The sequence below is a fragment of the Geminicoccaceae bacterium genome (genome assembly GCA_020638465.1).
Taxonomy (GTDB): domain Bacteria; phylum Pseudomonadota; class Alphaproteobacteria; order Geminicoccales; family Geminicoccaceae; genus JAGREO01.
Genome location: JACKIM010000002.1, coordinates 114270 through 129984 on the forward strand (window position 1 = coordinate 114270; position 15715 = coordinate 129984).

A 15715-nucleotide genomic window follows, 5' to 3' on the forward strand; every position below is an offset into this window, starting at 1 on the left:
CGCTGCCTCAGGGCTCGTCGTGGTCGGCGAGGCCGTCGAGGATGGGGCAGTCCGGACGGTCGTCGCCATGACAGCGCGACACCAGTTCGTGCAGTGTCTGGCGCATCGAGGCCAGTTCCTCGATCTTGCGGTCGATGTCGGCGATGCGAGCGGCCGCCATCGCCTTGACGTCGGCGCTCGCACGGTTGCGGTCGGCATAGAGCTCCAGCAGCCCGCGGCACTCCTCGACGGTAAAGCCGAGCGAGCGCGCGCGCTGGACGAAGCGCAGGCGGTGGACGTCGCCGGTATCGTAGTCGCGATAGCCGTTGGGCAGGCGGCCGCTGGCCGTGACCAGCCCGATTTCCTCGTAGTAGCGAATGGTCTTCGCGGGAAGGCTCGCACGTTGCGCGGCTTCGCCGATGTTCATCAGTCCTGTTCCATCTTCCAGCGCTTGAGAAGAAGCGAGTTGGCGACGACCGAGACGCTCGAAAGCGCCATGGCGGTCCCGGCCAGCGCAGGGCTCAGATAGCCCGATGCGGCGATCGGAATCCCTATCACATTGTAGATGAATGCCCAGAAGAGATTCTGGCGGATCTTGGACGATGTTCGGCGCGCGATGTCAATCGCTCCCGCCACCAGCGTCGGCCTCGGCCGCATCAAGGTGATGCCGGCGGCTTCCAGGGCGACATCCGAGCCGCTGCCCATGGCCATGCCGACATCGGCGGCGGCGAGGGCGGGGGCGTCGTTGATGCCGTCTCCCACCATCGCCACCCTTCTTCCTTCGTCGATCAACTGGCGAAGGGTCTCGACCTTGCGTTGCGGGCGCAACTGGGCGTGGACCTCGTCGATACCGAGTTCCGCCGCGATCATCTTGGCCGTGGCCTTGTTGTCGCCGGTGAGCAGGGCGACACGGATGCCGCGTCGGCGCAACTGATCAACGGCGTCGCGTGCATCTTCGCGTGGCGTGTCGGCATAGGCGATGAGCCCTTCGAACCGCTCGTCATTGGCGATGAAGGCGACGGTCTTTGCCTCGCTCTCCAGCGCATGCGCCCTGTCCGCTGCCGCCTGCGGGATCTCGACCGTCATGGCGTCCGGACGACCGATACGCCAGGCATGGCCATCGATCTCGGCCTCGATGCCAGCACCGGCCATCGCCTCGAAGCGGCCGGGCTTCAGCAGGTCGAACTGGCGGGCGCGGGCAGCCTCGACCGTGGCGCGGCCGAGGGGGTGTTCGCTCCTTGACTGCGCTGAAGCGGCATGGAGCAACAACTGATCCTCATCAGCGCCAAAGGCGACGATATCCGTGACTTCCGGGCGCCCCTGCGTGAGCGTTCCCGTCTTGTCGAACACCACGGTGTCGATGGTCTGTGCGCGTTCCAGCGTCTCGATGTCGCGAATGAGGATACCGGCACGGGCGGCGGCTCCGGTTCCCGCCACAAGGGCCGTCGGTGTCGCGAGTCCGAGCGCGCAGGGGCAGGCGATGACGAGGACCGAGACAAAAGCGACCAGTGCCTGCTCGAATCCGCTTCCGACCATGAGCCAGAATGCGAAGGTCAGGGCGGCGACCACCAGCACGGCCGGGACGAATACCGCGCTGATCCGGTCAACCAGCCGCTGCACGGGTGCCTTCCCCGTCTGGGCATGTTCGACCAGTCGGGCAATTCTGGCTAGGGTGGTATTCTCGCCTATGCGCGTGGCTTCGATTTCCAGCGCCGAACTCCCGTTGACGGACCCGGCGACGACCTTGTCGCCGGTCTTGCGCGGCACGGGCATGCTCTCGCCGGTGATCAGGCTCTCGTCGATCTCGCCGTACCCGTCCGCGATAGTGCCGTCCACCGGCAACCGTTCGCCGGGGCGGACCAGAAGGCGGTCGCCGAGCCGGACATCATCGACGCCGACGGTAACGGTCTCGCCATCGCGCAGCACGGTTGCCGTTTCCGGGCGCAGCGCCATGAGCTCCCGCAGCGCTTCGGCGGCGGACCGCTTGGCCCGGGATTCGAGCAGCTTGCCGGCGAGCACCAGCGTGATGACGACGGCGGATGCCTCGAAATAAAGGTGCCCCGCGGCGGCATTTCCGAGGTCGATATAGAGCCACAGGCTGTAGAACCAGGCGGCAGAGGTGCCGATGGCGACGAGCAGGTCCATGGTTCCCGTCCGGTTGCGGACAGACTTGACCGCTCCCTTGAGGAAACGGCGCCCGATCCAGAATTGCACGGGAGTGGCCAGGAGAAGTTCGAGCCAGGGCGGCAGATGCCATGTGGACCCCATGAGCATCGGGATCATCTGCAACACCAGCGGCAGGGTGAGCGCGGCGGCGACAATCAGCTCGTTGCGGTCGCGGCGGAAGGTGGCGGCCGTATCCTCCCCGTCCGGAAGGCCGCGAGAGAGATCCAGCGGGCGGGCCTTGAAGCCGGCACCGTTCACGGCCCGGATCAGCGCTTCCATGGTGACCGGTCCATGAACCTCGGCGGTATCGAGGGCGAGGTTGACATCCGCATCGGCAACGCCGGGGACGGCGCGCAGCGCGCGTTCGACACGCCCGGCACATCCTGCACAGGTCATGCCGGAAATGGCAAGGCTGGTCGCCGGCTTTTCCTCGACCCGCTCGGCCGTCATTGTTTCCATGATGTTGTGCCCTTTCTCCTGCCGCAATGTTCCGTGCGGCGGTCAGACCGGGATATAATGTTTCCAGTAACAGGAAGGTCAAGGGCAGGCGTGGCGCGGCTCAAGGAGCCTCGGCGGTAAGAAGTGCACCATGGACAAAAGGGGCCGCCCCTGCGGGCGACCCCTTCCGTTCTCCCATTCAGCCCGAAGGCCGGAATGTTCCGATATCAGCGCGAGTGAACCTCGACGCGGCGGTTCTGCGCACGACCCTCTTCGGTATCGTTGCTGGCCACAGGATTCTTCTCGCCATAGCCGACCGTCGTCATGCGGCTGCCATTGACGCCCTTGCTTTCGAGATAGTTGGCGACGGACGCGGCACGGCGCTCGGACAGACCCAGATTGTAGGCGTCGGAGCCGACCGAGTCGGTATGACCCTGAACCTCGAAGTTCTGTTGCGGATTGTCGTTCATCTGCCTGGCGAGGGTATCGAGTTCGTTCGCCGCGGCAGGCTTGATGGTGGACTTGTCGAAGTCGAAGAGGACATCGGCGCTCAACGTCACCTTCTCCGGAACCGGGACAGGCGCGTTGTTGGCCATGGCAGCCTCGACCTTCGACATGGCTTCCTCGAAGCCCTCTTCGCAGGCGGCGATGTCGCCCGGCTGGATGTTCTCCTCGGACTGCTCCATCCAGCAATCGAAGCTGGCTACCGCGCGACCGGCCGGACCCGGTGCGATCTCGGGCGCACCGGCGTCAAGGACGCCCATCAGGCGCTGGCGGGCCTCGGTGAGGCGGGCGGCGTCGGTCGGGTTGAGCATGCGATCACCGATGGCCTGCGGCATGACGCGTTCGCCATTGGCGGCGCGGACGGCACGGTCGGCATGGAACTGGGCATCGGTATAGTCGTACATGCGGTCGTTTTCGAACTCGGCGAAACCGATGTAGGCCGCACGCTGCGAAGCCAGATAGGGATCAGCCGGAACCGAGGTGGCTTCGGCCCGGGCAACGGCGGCCGCGGCCGGATCCTTGTTCGCCCATTTGGTTGTCAGGCTGTCGAATTGCGGACCACCCGTGCAAGCTGCAAGAAAAGCTGTACCACACAGCAAGGACGCTACGGAGCGGAGTCGAGCCATGAGTTTACCTCAGTCTATCGATTGTTGATGCGGAGTGACAAGAGGCACAGCCCCTTCCGCCACTGTCTACGCTAGATAGCAGCGCCGCAAAAATAATCACTTTCTTCAAGGCGGATTTATTATTTTTTTGAGGATCGTGGACCATCTGCCACATCGCGAAAACCGTTATCCTCTTCCTCCTTCCGCGGGAAGTCCGGACAAGGCCGCCGATGCGACACAACGCTTGTCGCATGCACGCGGGACGCCGGCTACAACGCTCATGGACAAGGGCGGTGCCAAGTCGCGGCCATGCGAAATTCTAGGAGAATATGATGCAAGGTACGGAGAAACTGGGAATGACGGGCCTTGCGGGTCTCGCGCTGGTTGTGCTCGGCATTCTTGTCGCACTGATCGGAGGCTTCTCGATGCTGGTCTACCTGGCGGTGCCGGCGGCATTCGGCGTGTTGTTCGCCCTCATTGCCCTCTGCCGTGGCAGCCAGTCACTCGAATGATTGTACCCGAGGGTCGTTGACCGTCTTGAGTTCGATCAGCCGGCCGGCACCAAAGCGGCGTTCATCGACTTGGGCCAGACCATCGGGCGGGTCGAACGGCTCTCTTGCCGCGAGTTCGGCAAACAGCCGCGCTCCGGTCGTGATGGCGCCGGAGGCAAGCAGGCGTGCGAAAGCCGGAGCGGCGAGGCCGGTGCCATAGGGTGGGTCGGCGAAGACGATGTCGAACGCCCCGGTGCCCGTGCGCAGCAGTGTCGCGTCGCCTTGGACGATGCGGATCATGTCGAGACAATCAAGAGCTGTCGCATTGCGCTTGATGGCGATCGTCGCCTGACGGGCCTGTTCGACGAAAACCACTTCGCGGGCTCCGCGTGAGCAGGCTTCGAAGCCCACCGCACCCGTTCCCGAGAACAGATCGAGGAACCGGCAGCCGGCGACCTGCGGGGTGACCATGCTGAACAGCGCTTCGCGCATCCGTGATGCGGTAGGGCGCACGCTACCGTCCGCGGGAACTTCCAGTTTCCGTCCCTTGAGGCGGCCGGCGATGATCCTCGGCGCGGTCAAGGACGCACCTCGCGGATGGTCTGTTCGCGATCCTGTTCCCGAATCGGCACAATCAGCCCGTCGAGCAATTTGCCGCCAAGCTGTTCGCGCACGACCTTGCCGGTGAGCTCGTCCACGTCCCGCGGCTGCAGCGAGCCCAGCTGGAACGGGCCATAGGCAATGCGGATGAGGCGGCTTACCTGCAGTCCCAGATGGTCCAGCACCCGGCGGATCTCGCGGTTCTTGCCTTCGCGCAGGCCGACCGAAAGCCAGGCATTGGCACCCCTTCGGCTATCGAGCCGTGCCATGATCGACCCGTAACGCACGCCATCGATCTCGATTCCGCTTTCCAGCGCCTTGAGCGCCTGCTCATCGAGATCGCCGTAGACGCGCACGCGATAGCGTCTCAGCCAGCCTGTCGAGGGCAGTTCCAGCCGCCGCTTGAGTTCGCCGTCATTGGTCAGCAGCAGCAGCCCCTCGGAATTGATGTCGAGCCTGCCGATGGTCATCAGCCGCGGCAGTTCGGGAGGCAGCAGATCGGTGATCGTGCGCCGCCCGTCGGGATCGCGCGCGGTGCTGACCACGCCTGTGGGCTTGTGCAGGCGGAACAGGCGCACCGGCTCGGGCGTGCGCAGCGTCTCGCCGTCGATGGCGACGATCTGGGCATCGGTGACGTTGAGGGCAGGGCTCTCGATCACCTGCCCGTCGACTGTGACGCGCCTCTCGGCAATCAGCGTTTCGGCCTGACGGCGCGAGCAGATGCCGGCCCGTGCGATCTTCTTGGCGATGCGCTCGCCTTCGGCTGCCGGACGCTGTCCGGTCCCGGTCGTCCTGCCACCGGTGCGTCGTCGTCGAGGGGTGTCGTTTTTCATGATGCGCGCGCCGCGTCAACGAGGCCGGCGAGGATCGCCCGGTCGCCATCGGTGATGAGGAATTCCGGATGCCACTGCACGCCAAGGCAATAACGGTAGCCCGGGTGTTCAATGGCCTCGATGACACCATCCCCGGCACATGCGCTGGCGATGCAACCCTTCCCCGGATCGCGGACGGCCTGATGATGGGCGCTGTTCACGGCGAGCCTGGTCGTGCCGGTAAGGCGGTGCAGGAGAGTCCGTTCCCTGATCCGCACCTCGTGACCGGGCTCGTTGCGCGGATTGGGCTGCTCGTGCGCCAGCGGATTCGTGATCGTGTCGGGGATGTGCTGGATCAGCGTTCCGCCCAGCACGACATTCAGCAACTGCTGGCCGCCGCATATGCCCAGTACGGGCATGTCGCGATCCAGCGCTCCCCGGGTCATGGCCCATTCGAACCGTGTGCGGCGCTGCTTGAGGACGACCGTCGGATGAGTGTCGCCCTCGCCGTAGAGCTTCGGATCGACGTCGAATGCCCCGCCCGTGATCACCAGTGCATCGATCAGGTCGAGATAGGCTTCCGCCTGATCGGGTTCGTGCGGCAGGGCTATGGGCAGCCCACCCACCTCGCGGATGCTGTCGCCGTAGTTCTCGCGCAGTGCGTACCACGGGAATTTCGAATATCCGCCGGCCGGCTCGGCATCGAGGGTAATGCCGACCACCGGCCGTCTGGCTTCGGGCTTCATGGCTGTCACATTTCTTGCTGATCGGTTATGCAACGGGGGCGGTATCCGACCTTCGGGACGGATACGGGCCATGTTGCCTTTCCCTGGAGACGAGGAATGAATCTTGCGGAGATCCAGATCGCGGACCTGCTCGCCTTCGCCTTCTTCCTCGCCTCCTGGATCGGCTATGCGCTTTTCGCCGATATCCTGAAGCTGGGCAAGGCCTCGCTCATGGAACGCATGCATGAATACCGCTCGGCCTGGACGCGGCAGATGCTGGAGCGCGACAATCGCATGGTCGACATCCAGGTGGTCAACGTCCTGGTCAACAACGTCCGCTTCTTTGCCTCATCCAACATTTTCATCATTGGCGGTCTGGTTGCCGTCTTCGGCGCCGCTGAAACGGCGCGTTCGGTCATCGCCGAAATGCCGTTTGCCACGCCGTCTCCAAAGTTTCTCTTTGATCTCAAGCTGATGCTGCTGATGGTTATCTTCGTCTATGCCTTTTTCAAGTTTACATGGTCCCTGCGTCAATTCAATTATGTGGCGATCCTGATCGGTGCGACACCGGACGGAATCAGCAGGGAAAGCATTGGCTGCGCCGAGCGACTGGCCAATATCGCCACGCGCGCTGCCGACCATTTCAACAGAGCCATGCGGGCATTCTATTTCGGTCTGGCCGCCCTGGTCTGGTTCGTCCAGCCCTCGCTGTTCATGCTCGCCACGATCTGGGTCGTCCTGATCGTCTATCGTCGCGAATACCGCTCGAAGATCCTCGAAAGCCTCGGCCCGCTGGGTACGCCGATCTCGCAGCTTCAGGACAATGCGGACAGTCTGCAATCCTCAAGGCGATAGGTCTTGCCAAGGCCCAGATAGTCCCGGGGGCGGCAGGTGAGGATGATGACCTGCAATTTCTGGCCAGCCCGCGACAACAGCGTCTTCATCCGTTCGAAACGTTCCTCGTCGGCGTAGACAAGTGCATCGTCGAGGATCAGCGGTGGTGCCTCCCCGCGGTGCTCGACCAGCAGCTCGGCCAGGGCCAGCCGTACCATCAGCGACACCTGCTCGCGGGTGCCGATGCTGAGTTCGGCGAAGGGCTCGTCGGCATCATTGCGCGAAAGGTCGGTGAGTCGGAAATTGTCGGCGTCAACCACGGCGCGCGCGCCGGGAAAGACATGGGGCAGGTAGTGCTCGATGCGGCTGCGGATCGGCCCGGTGAGCACATCGCGCGAACGCCTGCGTTCCTCGCTCAGGATCCTGTGCAGCAAGCCTGCGGCGGCGGCCTCCAGTTCCTCGCGCTTCAGGCGGGTTTTCGCGGCCTCCAGTTCGGCTGCCACCGCGTCGCGCTTTTCGACGATGTCTTCTCCACCTTTGGTACGAATCTCGGTTGTGAGAACATCAATCCGGCGGTCGCGCTCCCGGCGCTCGCTGGCGAGTGCCTCGATCTCCCGGGCGAACCGTGCGGCCTCTTCGCCGATGAGCGAGAGGTCCTGATCGCGCAACAGGTTTTCGAACCGTGCCTGTTCAAGCGCCAGGATGGCCCGTTCCTCCTTCATGCGCTCCAGTTCGTCGTCAAGTTCGGCGGCCGGTTGCAGGGTTTCAAGCTCGTCGAGGCGTCTGGCACTGTCCAGGCGACGGGTCTCGTTGTCCTTGATGCGACTGGCGCACAACATCAGTTGCTGGCGGGCTTCCTGCCGCTGCTGCTCGGCTCCCGACAGCTTCTCCTCAAGCCGTTCGAGGCGTTCCTCGGCCTCGCCGATGTGGAATTCCAGTTCGCTGAAGGACTTGTCCGATATGTCGATCTGGGGATCTTCCCCGTCGGGCGGCAGTTGCAGACGTTCCGAAAGACGCTCGATCGAGACTTCCAGTGACTCCAGCGATTCTTCGCCGAGCAGCGCTCGACGTTCGGTCTTCAGCCTTTCGATTTCACCTTCGGCTTGACGCCGCTTTCGAGCGTGTTCCTCGGCCTGCGCGAGACTGTCGACCCCAAGCCGCTCCAGCCATTGACGGCGCTGCCCGTCCAGACGCTCCCACATGCGCTGCCGTTCGCCCAGGCTTTCCCCTCCGGGGGTCACATGCAGCTGGCCGAATCCTTCGAGCACGAAGGTGCGGGGTTCGATGACGTCCACCGGTCGCCCGGTGTCGACCGGATGGCCGGCGTCATCGCTTACGGTGTGCGTTCCATCGACCGTGAATTCGAGTCGGGTGGCGACCACTTCGAGGGCGATGCGCGCTTGCAACGCCTGTTGGTCGGCCTTTCGCAAGCTGTCGAGATCCTTCTCGGTGACCGGGATGCGGTCGGGAATTGCCATGGCCGAAGCGATCCGCTGCTGCAGGATCGACACGGCCTCGACGGTCTTTCGTTTCTGGGCGAGGGCGAGGCGGCCGGCCTCCTTCTGGCGCAGGTCATTGGCGCGCTGCAGGCATCTGCGCAGTTCCGTCAGTTCCCTGCGTCGTGCCTTGTGGTCGGCATCCGCTTCCGCGTGGTCTCGATCCGCCTCGCCCGAAGCCCGTTGCAGCCGCTCATGCTCCAGGCCGAGCGTCGTTGCTTCCTCCAGCAGTTCGGCAATGATCCCGGACTGACGACGACGTTCGGCCGCGCGGTCCTCCAGTATCGCGATCTTGCTTTCCTGTGCCCGGATTGTCTGGATCTTGAGCGCGAGGTCGTTTTGCAATGCCTTGGCGGTATCCAGACGTTCGAGGGCAGCGCGATGCCTCTCCGCTGCACGGGCCTCCCGATTCTCTTCCAGAACGCGTGTCCGCTCGGTCTTTTCACGCTGGAGCCGGCCGATCATGCTGTCGAACTCCTGGACCTTCCGGTCGAGCTCGGTGAAATTCTCCTGAAGTTTGTTGCGAATCTGCTCTGCCTGACTGACCGGGCTTTCCTTCGATTGGCGTCCCGTGGCGGTCCAGTATCGCTCGTAGAGCTGCCCGGCCTCACAAACCAGCCGATCCCCGTCATCCCCTGAAACCGCGCGGTCGATTTCCCCGGCCAGCAGCGTGGAAAGGCGGTCCTGGTCGTCGTCGGAGGGCTCGACGCCGGCGAAGGCGCTCCCCTGATCGATCCAGAACAGGCCGGAAATCCCCGAATGTTTGCCCCCGAGGTCCGACGGCGCGCTCTTGGCCCGCCGGAAATCGAGCAGCTCCTCAAGACGCCTTTCGGCATCCGCCCCGGCGAGCTTGCCACCGTCACTTTCGAGGCTGACACCATTGCGTTTGAAGGCTTTTGCCAGCCTGTAGCTTTTGCCACCTGTCTCGAAGTCGACATGAACTTCGGGCGTCAGATTGGTTCCATGTGGAACGAGTCGGCCGCGAAGTCCGCCGGATGTGGTGTGGGTGAGGAAGAAGGCGCATTTGAGGGCCAGCAGGAGGCTGGACTTGCCTTCCTCGTTATCGCCGCCAATGACGTTGATCCCGGGATCGAGACCTTCGACGATACAGCCCGGTTGCAGCTTGCGCACCGACCGCAGTTCGATCCGGTTCAGGCGCATCAGCCGGCTCCCGAGATGCGATGCTGTATCAGGTAGAGACGACGAAGGGCCATGCGTGCGGCCTCGGCCTCGTCGCTGCCCGTATCACTGGCCATCTGGCTGAGCCGTTCGGCAACGCTGGAGGCAAGGCCGTGCAGGCGCAACTCACTCCAGTCCTGGTCGCTTGGCCGCTCGACAAGGCGGTCGTCCACATCGAGATGACAGAGCCGTAACCTCCAGGTCTCGATCCGCTCGTCGAGACGCGCCCGGCCGGCCAGGTCGATTTCACCGTCGAACCGCAATTGCAGCAGCATGCGGTCGGCGGGCATGGATTGGCGAAGCAGGCCCTCGACTTGCTCGATGAGTCCATCCGTCTCGTCAATCTGGTCGAAGGCCGCCATTTGCCAGGAGAAGGTCGCCGTTTCGAGACGTTCGACTCGCGGCATCGTTCCCGCTTCATCGATTTCGACCCAAAGCGCATGGCCCGGGTCGTTGTTGCGGAAACGGTCGGGTTCCGGCGTACCGGAATACCAGCAACGCCGGGTGATGGACTGCGTACCGTGCCAATCGCCCAGTGCTAGATAATCCAGACCTGATTTTTCTGCCAGATCGGGTGCAATCAGGTTGGCAGCCTCGCCGTCGCCATGATCGAAGCCGTACACGCTGCCATGGGCGAGTCCCGTCCGTATGATCCCGGGTTGCCGGGCGAGCCCGTGAAACCACGCGGTCGGATCGTCGGGGTCGTCGCGGTGACGCAGCGGAGCTGGCAGGATTTCCAGGCGATCGTCGGCAAGGCGCATGGGCTCCCGGCTTCGCGCCACCCGAATTTGGATGTTCCCGCGCTCCAGTGCCAGTAGTTCCAGCCTGTCCCACAGTGGCGCCGCCGATTCACCCGGATCATGGTTGCCCGGCAGGATCACCCAGGGACCGGCAAACGGTTGCATGACATCCAGCGCCCTGTGGATCGTCGCGTCTCCCGGCAGATGACTGTCAAAACTGTCACCGGCCACGAGCACCGCGTCGGCCCGCCGATCGGTGGCTATGGTAGCCACCTTTCGGACCGCGTCGAAACGAGCCTGGCGCAGGCGGGCGCCGGTATCGCCCTCCATCCGGACAAAGGGTTTGCCCAATTGCCAGTCAGCAGTGTGAACGAATCGGCAGGCCATCGGGTCCAGTCGACTCCGTCAATCTATAGGAGATTAGTCCACCCTACCGAATCAACCCCTGTTGTTCAATACGTTCGAGGTAATCACGCCAGAGAGAATCCTGTTCCACACCCAATTTCTCGTACAGGTAGCGCCATGAATAGATGCCGGTGGCATGCCCGTCGTCGAACGTGATCCGCACCGCGTAGTTGCCCACCGGCTCGACGGCAGTGATGGCGACCATGCGCTTGCCGCCGGGGGTGGTCTTCTGCGAGGGGCCGTGTCCCTGGACGTCGGCCGATGGCGATTCAACCCGCAACAATTCGGCAGAATAGGAAAAACTCCTGCCGTCGTTGAAATCCACTTCGAGCACGCGCTCAGACCGTTTCAAGCGGATCTCGACGGGCCAGGGCTGGCTGTCGGAGGGGGTGCTGCCGGAACTCACCGGCGCACCTCCTCGGGAATGATGTCGTCATCGGTGAGCGGACGTGCCTCATCCACGAGCATGATCGGAATGCCATCGCGTATGGGGAAGGCGAGGGATGCCTGCTCGCTGACGAGTTCCTGCCGCTCCCGATCGTAGCGCAGCGGGCCTTTGGTCAGCGGGCAGACAAGAATGTCGAGCAGCTTCGGATCGATGCCGCCCTGCGGCTGGTTGTCAGACATTTCGATATTCCTCGAACAATCCCGGTCCGTATGACATCAATGGATCACCGGCGAGCCCTGGCTGCTCTCCGCGATCGCCATCTGCATCAGGGCCACGAGCAGGCGCGCCTGACGCTCCAGCGTGTCGGCTTCGAGCAGGGCCTGCTTTTCGGTGGTCTCGAACGGGCAGATCATCGCGAGCGAGGTGATCAGCCCGCTCAGCGGTGCGTTCTGGATCGCCTTCCAGTCGGCCTCGATGTCATGTTGCTCGAAATAGCCGTGCAGGGCTTCCAGCAGTTCGACGCGCATGATGTCGGGCGGTGTATCCGGTTCGAGATCGCCATGCCATCGACTGAAGCCAGCCTGTATCTGTCGGTAAGGTGTATCCACTGTCAATTCCCCGACCACATCGAAGCGGCAGATGCCGGTCAGCGTGATGAGGAAACGCCCGTCATCGGTTTCCTGGAAGTTGCTGACCCTGCCGGCACAACCGATCTCGTAGAGCGGCGGCGGATTCTGCTCGTTCTCCGATACCCGCGGCTGGATCATGCCGATGACCTGGTCGGTCTGCATGGCATCGCGGACCATGGCCAGGTACCGCGGTTCGAAGATGTTGAGAGGCAGGCTCCCGCGCGGCAGCAGGACCGTTCCCCGCAGGGGAAAGACCGGAAAGCGTTCGGGCAGGCTGGCAATGGGGTTGCGCATCAGGAGAACAGCACGGACGACAGCATGCGCCTTCCCTTGAGGGTCTGCGGGTGCGTCGGACCGAGAGCCTCGAAGAAACGCACGAGTTGCTTGCGTGCGGCCTCCTCGTTCCACTCCCGCTCCTTCCTGATGATCTGCAGCAACTGCTCCATGGCTTCGGGCACCTGGTCGCGCAGGAAAAGCGACGTCGCCAGCCTGTAGCGCGCCTCGTGGTCCGCCGCGTCGCGCTGGACGCGGGCTTCCAGCTCGCGAGGGTCGCCCAGATCGCCGGCCTCCACCGCGAGATCGAGGGCGGCACGGGCACCTGCGACGGCCGCATGGCTGACAATGCCGGCGGGCACCGCGTCGAGAATGCGGCGGGCCTCGCCAAGCTGTCCTGCCATGATCAGGCAACGGGCCATGCCGCCCACCGCATCGGGATTTTCCGGGTCCTGCTGGAGAATGCCGCCGTAGATCCCGGCCGCGGACTGAAGGTCGCCGGCCTCCATGGCCTCTCTGGCCGCTTCGGTGGCATCGGCATCCTCGGCACCGAGGGGACCGCCGGTCAGCTTCTCGATCAGCGACTTGACCTGGCTTTCGGACTGCGCACCGGCAAATCCTGTCACTGGCTGGCCGCTGACGAAGGCATAGACCGTCGGTACCGACTGGACCCGCATCTGCTGGGCGAGTTCCGGATTTTCATCAATGTTGATCTTGACGAGCCGGACCTTGCCCTTGGCCGCCTTCACGACCTTTTCCAGGACGGGGGTCAACTGCTTGCAGGGGCCGCACCACGGTGCCCAGAAATCCACGAGGACGGGGACGCGCATCGATTCCTGGATCACGTCCTGCGCAAAGGTTCCGATCGACCCGTCCCTGATGACTGCCTCGGATCCGCCCGAACTGCTGCCGTGATCCTTGCCCGGCGCTGCCGGCCCGCCAAACAACTGCATGGAACTGCCTTCCTCGCCCCTTCGCGGATGCCGTCGGGGCCTGATTTCATCCTATTCGTAACATGGAAACCGATGCCCGCCGATACAAGAGTACAAAGCTGCGTGCGAGCCTGCGATTCGTTGTGAACGACCCCTTGTCAAACCCGAAGCTTTGGACTATTCACCCGCTCGTCCACGAGATGAGACACCACCCGGAACGAAACTCCTTCGCCTCCGGTCGTCTCAGGGATCCACCGGCACAGCGGGCGGTGGTTCGGACAGTCGAGCGGGCGTAGCTCAGGGGTAGAGCACAACCTTGCCAAGGTTGGGGTCGAGGGTTCGAATCCCTTCGCCCGCTCCAGTTTTTCCAAGAGAAGCAGATGTATAATGCGCAAGCAAACAGCGTTGCCTGCTTGCATGTTCAGTTCCATTTCGTATTGCAAGCACGGTTAAGCGCCTGCTGGGCGCGATCTTCAAGAATTCGTTAGTTTCAAAGGGCCGCGTGCGATTTCGAATGCTGCCCCGTCAAGACAAGTGATTTCGGTGCCGTCACCTGGTTCCTTGCCGATAGGGCGCGCAGTCGCCAGACAAATGGTCGATCAGCGAACGTACCGACGGCAGCATACCCCGGCGCGGGGGGAATATGGCGTTGACCGCGATATTGGGGGATTTCCACTCGGATAGCAGTTCGACCAGTCGTCCCTGCGCTATGTCATCGCTCGCCATCAGATTGGGCATCTGGACGATGCCGATACCTGCAAGGGCTGCTGCCCGAACCGCAGGCAGGTCATCGCTGACCAGGCGCGGTGCGAAGGGAATGTCGACGGTTGCGCCTGTTTCGTCCAGCAGGATCCAGACATGAGAGGCGCCATTCGCCTCAAGAGCGGGTTGTCCCACGGCAATGCCGGGATAACGGGACAGTTCGACCGGGTTTTCAGGCAGCTTTCCTGTCTTGAGCAGTTCTGGTGAGGCAACGAGGCACTGGCTCACCTCGCCCAGCTTGCGCATCACGAGACTGCCGGTGTCGACCTGGACCTCGCCGGTGCGGATGACGAGATCGAACCCTTCCCCGATCAGGTTCACCGGCCGATTATAGGCTTTCAATCGTATCTCGACTTTCGGGAACGCCGCCATGAATTCCGCGATTGCGGCACCCATGCGATAGGCAAGCAGGCCCGGCTGGCAGGCGACGCGGATCAGGCCAGCGGGCTCTGCCTGAACCGAATCGATTGCCTGCTGCGCCGTTTCAGCCTCCACCAGCATGGCAAGGCAGTGCTGGTAGTAGGTCTGGCCGATATCGGTGACGACGAATTTGCGGGTCGAGCGTTGAATGAGCCGTACGCCAAGCCGCTCTTCCAGGCCGGCAATGCGGCGGCTGAGCTTGGATTTCTGCATTCCCAGAGCACGGGCCGCGGGCGCAAACCCGCCATGGTCCACCACTTTCACGAAATAGGCGAGGTCATTGAGGTCGAACATGGTCCTGTTTACGGGCATCGTCCTGCTTATGGGACGGTTATTCCTGTTTTTGCGATCTACCGGGATGATTGTCCTGTCCATATAACTCTCCATGACAGCAAACGGCGTGAGTCGTTCGCGAAAGGAGACAGACGATGAAGACCGTTCTTGGACGTTACGGCAACCCCAACCGTCACTGGGTCGGCGATGGCTTCCCGGTACGCTCGCTCTTTTCCTACAACACGTTGGGCGCGCACATCAGCCCGTTCCTGCTGCTCGACTTTGCCGGGCCGCACTATTTTGAACCGGCGGATCACGCACGCGGCGTGGGATCGCACCCGCATCGCGGTTTTGAAACCGTGACCATCGTTTACGAAGGCGAGGTTTCGCACCGGGACTCGACCGGCAAGGGCGGCACGATCGGCCCCGGTGATGTGCAGTGGATGACGGCGGCGGGCGGGATCCTGCACGAGGAGTTCCACTCCAAAGGCTTCACGAAATCCGGGGGACCGTTTCGCATGGTCCAGTTGTGGGTCAACCTGCCCGCAAAGGACAAGATGAGCGAACCCGGATACCAGTCGATCACATCAGCTAACATTCCCGTGGTCTGCCTGCCCGATGAAGCGGGCAAGGCGCGGATCATCGCTGGCGAGTTCGACGGGACCAGAGGACCGGCGCAAACCTTCACTCCGGTGAACGTGTGGGACTTGCGGCTGACCGCCGATGCCGATCTGACGCTTGACCTGCCCGAAGGTCATACCGCCGCGCTGGTGGTCCTGTCCGGCCACATCACGGTGGGCGGTAGTCAGGAAGCCGGCGAAGCGGAAATGATCCTGCTGTCACGGGACGGCAAGGGTGTGGGCGTGAGGGCCGATGGCGATGCCACCGTGCTGGTCCTCACTGGCGAACCGATCGATGAACCCATCGTCGGATACGGTCCCTTCGTGATGAACAGCGAGGCGGAAATCCGCCAGGCCGCGGAAGACTTCAACAGCGGACGCTTCGGCCGGATGGCTGCGGCGTGACCGCAGGGGAGAGCCGGCGAAAGCCCCCGCACCGGCTCT

16 protein-coding genes and 1 tRNA gene are annotated in these 15715 nt (G+C 63.3%); 4 read left to right on the plus strand and 13 right to left on the minus strand.

The features are described from left to right. Positions 1-7: 7 nt before the first annotated feature. The 3 genes from cueR to H6851_10970 form a co-directional block, all read right to left on the minus strand. A complete protein-coding gene (cueR, locus tag H6851_10960) occupies positions 8-406 on the minus strand; it encodes a Cu(I)-responsive transcriptional regulator (protein ID MCB9944122.1) in 399 nt (132 codons plus the stop codon). Further along, complete coding sequence (locus tag H6851_10965) at positions 406-2595, minus strand: copper-translocating P-type ATPase (GenBank protein ID MCB9944123.1); 2190 nt, start codon at positions 2593-2595, stop codon at positions 406-408. The genes cueR and H6851_10965 overlap by 1 nt, the downstream gene beginning before the upstream one ends. 215 nt (positions 2596-2810) lie before the next feature. Further along, positions 2811-3422: an OmpA family protein gene (locus tag H6851_10970; protein ID MCB9944124.1), complete on the minus strand. Its 612-nt coding sequence runs from the start codon at positions 3420-3422 to the stop codon at positions 2811-2813. A gap of 599 nt (positions 3423-4021) precedes the next feature. On the opposite strand from H6851_10970, the gene H6851_10975 reads away from it, so the two are divergent. Beyond that, a complete protein-coding gene (locus H6851_10975) occupies positions 4022-4204 on the plus strand; it encodes a hypothetical protein (GenBank protein ID MCB9944125.1) in 183 nt (60 codons plus the stop codon). Here the strand turns inward: H6851_10975 and rsmD are convergent. Genes rsmD through H6851_10990 form a run of 3 tightly spaced genes read right to left on the minus strand, consistent with a single transcriptional unit; the run spans position 4193 to position 6341 of the window. Beyond that, positions 4193-4765: a 16S rRNA (guanine(966)-N(2))-methyltransferase RsmD gene (rsmD, locus tag H6851_10980; protein MCB9944126.1), complete on the minus strand. Its 573-nt coding sequence runs from the start codon at positions 4763-4765 to the stop codon at positions 4193-4195. The two genes, H6851_10975 and rsmD, sit on opposite strands and share 12 nt — an antisense overlap. Continuing rightward, positions 4762-5616 carry an rRNA pseudouridine synthase gene (locus tag H6851_10985; GenBank protein MCB9944127.1) on the minus strand — a complete coding sequence of 285 codons (855 nt, stop codon included), beginning with the start codon at positions 5614-5616 and terminating at the stop codon, positions 4762-4764. Before H6851_10985 ends, rsmD begins: the two co-directional genes overlap by 4 nt. Then, complete coding sequence (locus tag H6851_10990; protein MCB9944128.1) at positions 5613-6341, minus strand: gamma-glutamyl-gamma-aminobutyrate hydrolase family protein; 729 nt, start codon at positions 6339-6341, stop codon at positions 5613-5615. The genes H6851_10985 and H6851_10990 overlap by 4 nt, the downstream gene beginning before the upstream one ends. A gap of 96 nt (positions 6342-6437) precedes the next feature. Between H6851_10990 and H6851_10995 the strand changes: the two genes are divergently transcribed. After that, positions 6438-7175, plus strand: coding sequence for a DUF599 domain-containing protein (locus H6851_10995; GenBank protein MCB9944129.1), 738 nt, complete (start codon positions 6438-6440; stop codon positions 7173-7175). On the opposite strand, the gene H6851_11000 is transcribed toward H6851_10995, so the two are convergent. Genes H6851_11000 through trxA form a run of 6 tightly spaced genes read right to left on the minus strand, consistent with a single transcriptional unit; the run spans position 7136 to position 13217 of the window. Next, on the minus strand, positions 7136-9811 hold the full coding sequence (locus tag H6851_11000) for a hypothetical protein (protein MCB9944130.1): 2676 nt from the start codon (positions 9809-9811) through the stop codon (positions 7136-7138). The two genes, H6851_10995 and H6851_11000, sit on opposite strands and share 40 nt — an antisense overlap. Further along, the gene (locus H6851_11005) at positions 9811-10956 is read right to left on the minus strand and encodes a DNA repair exonuclease (GenBank protein MCB9944131.1); all 1146 of its coding nucleotides are present in this window, start codon (positions 10954-10956) and stop codon (positions 9811-9813) included. The genes H6851_11000 and H6851_11005 overlap by 1 nt, the downstream gene beginning before the upstream one ends. 43 nt (positions 10957-10999) lie before the next feature. Continuing rightward, on the minus strand, positions 11000-11380 hold the full coding sequence (locus tag H6851_11010; GenBank protein MCB9944132.1) for a DUF971 domain-containing protein: 381 nt from the start codon (positions 11378-11380) through the stop codon (positions 11000-11002). Beyond that, the gene (locus tag H6851_11015; GenBank protein MCB9944133.1) at positions 11377-11601 is read right to left on the minus strand and encodes a Trm112 family protein; all 225 of its coding nucleotides are present in this window, start codon (positions 11599-11601) and stop codon (positions 11377-11379) included. Before H6851_11015 ends, H6851_11010 begins: the two co-directional genes overlap by 4 nt. Before the next feature lie 36 nt (positions 11602-11637). Then, complete coding sequence (locus H6851_11020; protein ID MCB9944134.1) at positions 11638-12285, minus strand: LON peptidase substrate-binding domain-containing protein; 648 nt, start codon at positions 12283-12285, stop codon at positions 11638-11640. Beyond that, on the minus strand, positions 12285-13217 hold the full coding sequence (trxA, locus tag H6851_11025; GenBank protein ID MCB9944135.1) for a thioredoxin: 933 nt from the start codon (positions 13215-13217) through the stop codon (positions 12285-12287). Before trxA ends, H6851_11020 begins: the two co-directional genes overlap by 1 nt. Before the next feature lie 265 nt (positions 13218-13482). On the opposite strand from trxA, the gene H6851_11030 reads away from it, so the two are divergent. Next, a tRNA-Gly gene (locus tag H6851_11030) sits at positions 13483-13557 on the plus strand. A gap of 188 nt (positions 13558-13745) precedes the next feature. Here H6851_11030 and H6851_11035 read toward each other — a convergent pair. Further along, positions 13746-14672, minus strand: coding sequence for a LysR family transcriptional regulator (locus H6851_11035; protein ID MCB9944136.1), 927 nt, complete (start codon positions 14670-14672; stop codon positions 13746-13748). Positions 14673-14806: 134 nt separating this feature from the next. On the opposite strand from H6851_11035, the gene H6851_11040 reads away from it, so the two are divergent. Then, positions 14807-15676 carry a pirin family protein gene (locus H6851_11040; GenBank protein MCB9944137.1) on the plus strand — a complete coding sequence of 290 codons (870 nt, stop codon included), beginning with the start codon at positions 14807-14809 and terminating at the stop codon, positions 15674-15676. Positions 15677-15715 lie beyond the last annotated feature (39 nt).

Coding starts and splice junctions, on each gene's coding strand:
- cueR (MCB9944122.1), bottom strand. CDS start 406: ATGAACATCGGCGAAGCCGCGCAACGTGCGAGCCTTCCCGCGAAGACC.
- H6851_10965 (MCB9944123.1), bottom strand. CDS start 2,595: ATGACGGCCGAGCGGGTCGAGGAAAAGCCGGCGACCAGCCTTGCCATT.
- H6851_10970 (MCB9944124.1), bottom strand. CDS start 3,422: ATGCCGCAGGCCATCGGTGATCGCATGCTCAACCCGACCGACGCCGCC.
- H6851_10975 (MCB9944125.1), top strand. CDS start 4,022: ATGATGCAAGGTACGGAGAAACTGGGAATGACGGGCCTTGCGGGTCTC.
- H6851_10985 (MCB9944127.1), bottom strand. CDS start 5,616: ATGAAAAACGACACCCCTCGACGACGACGCACCGGTGGCAGGACGACC.
- H6851_10990 (MCB9944128.1), bottom strand. CDS start 6,341: ATGAAGCCCGAAGCCAGACGGCCGGTGGTCGGCATTACCCTCGATGCC.
- H6851_10995 (MCB9944129.1), top strand. CDS start 6,438: ATGAATCTTGCGGAGATCCAGATCGCGGACCTGCTCGCCTTCGCCTTC.
- H6851_11000 (MCB9944130.1), bottom strand. CDS start 9,811: ATGCGCCTGAACCGGATCGAACTGCGGTCGGTGCGCAAGCTGCAACCG.
- H6851_11005 (MCB9944131.1), bottom strand. CDS start 10,956: ATGGCCTGCCGATTCGTTCACACTGCTGACTGGCAATTGGGCAAACCC.
- H6851_11015 (MCB9944133.1), bottom strand. CDS start 11,601: ATGTCTGACAACCAGCCGCAGGGCGGCATCGATCCGAAGCTGCTCGAC.
- H6851_11020 (MCB9944134.1), bottom strand. CDS start 12,285: ATGCGCAACCCCATTGCCAGCCTGCCCGAACGCTTTCCGGTCTTTCCC.
- trxA (MCB9944135.1), bottom strand. CDS start 13,217: ATGCAGTTGTTTGGCGGGCCGGCAGCGCCGGGCAAGGATCACGGCAGC.
- H6851_11035 (MCB9944136.1), bottom strand. CDS start 14,672: ATGTTCGACCTCAATGACCTCGCCTATTTCGTGAAAGTGGTGGACCAT.
- H6851_11040 (MCB9944137.1), top strand. CDS start 14,807: ATGAAGACCGTTCTTGGACGTTACGGCAACCCCAACCGTCACTGGGTC.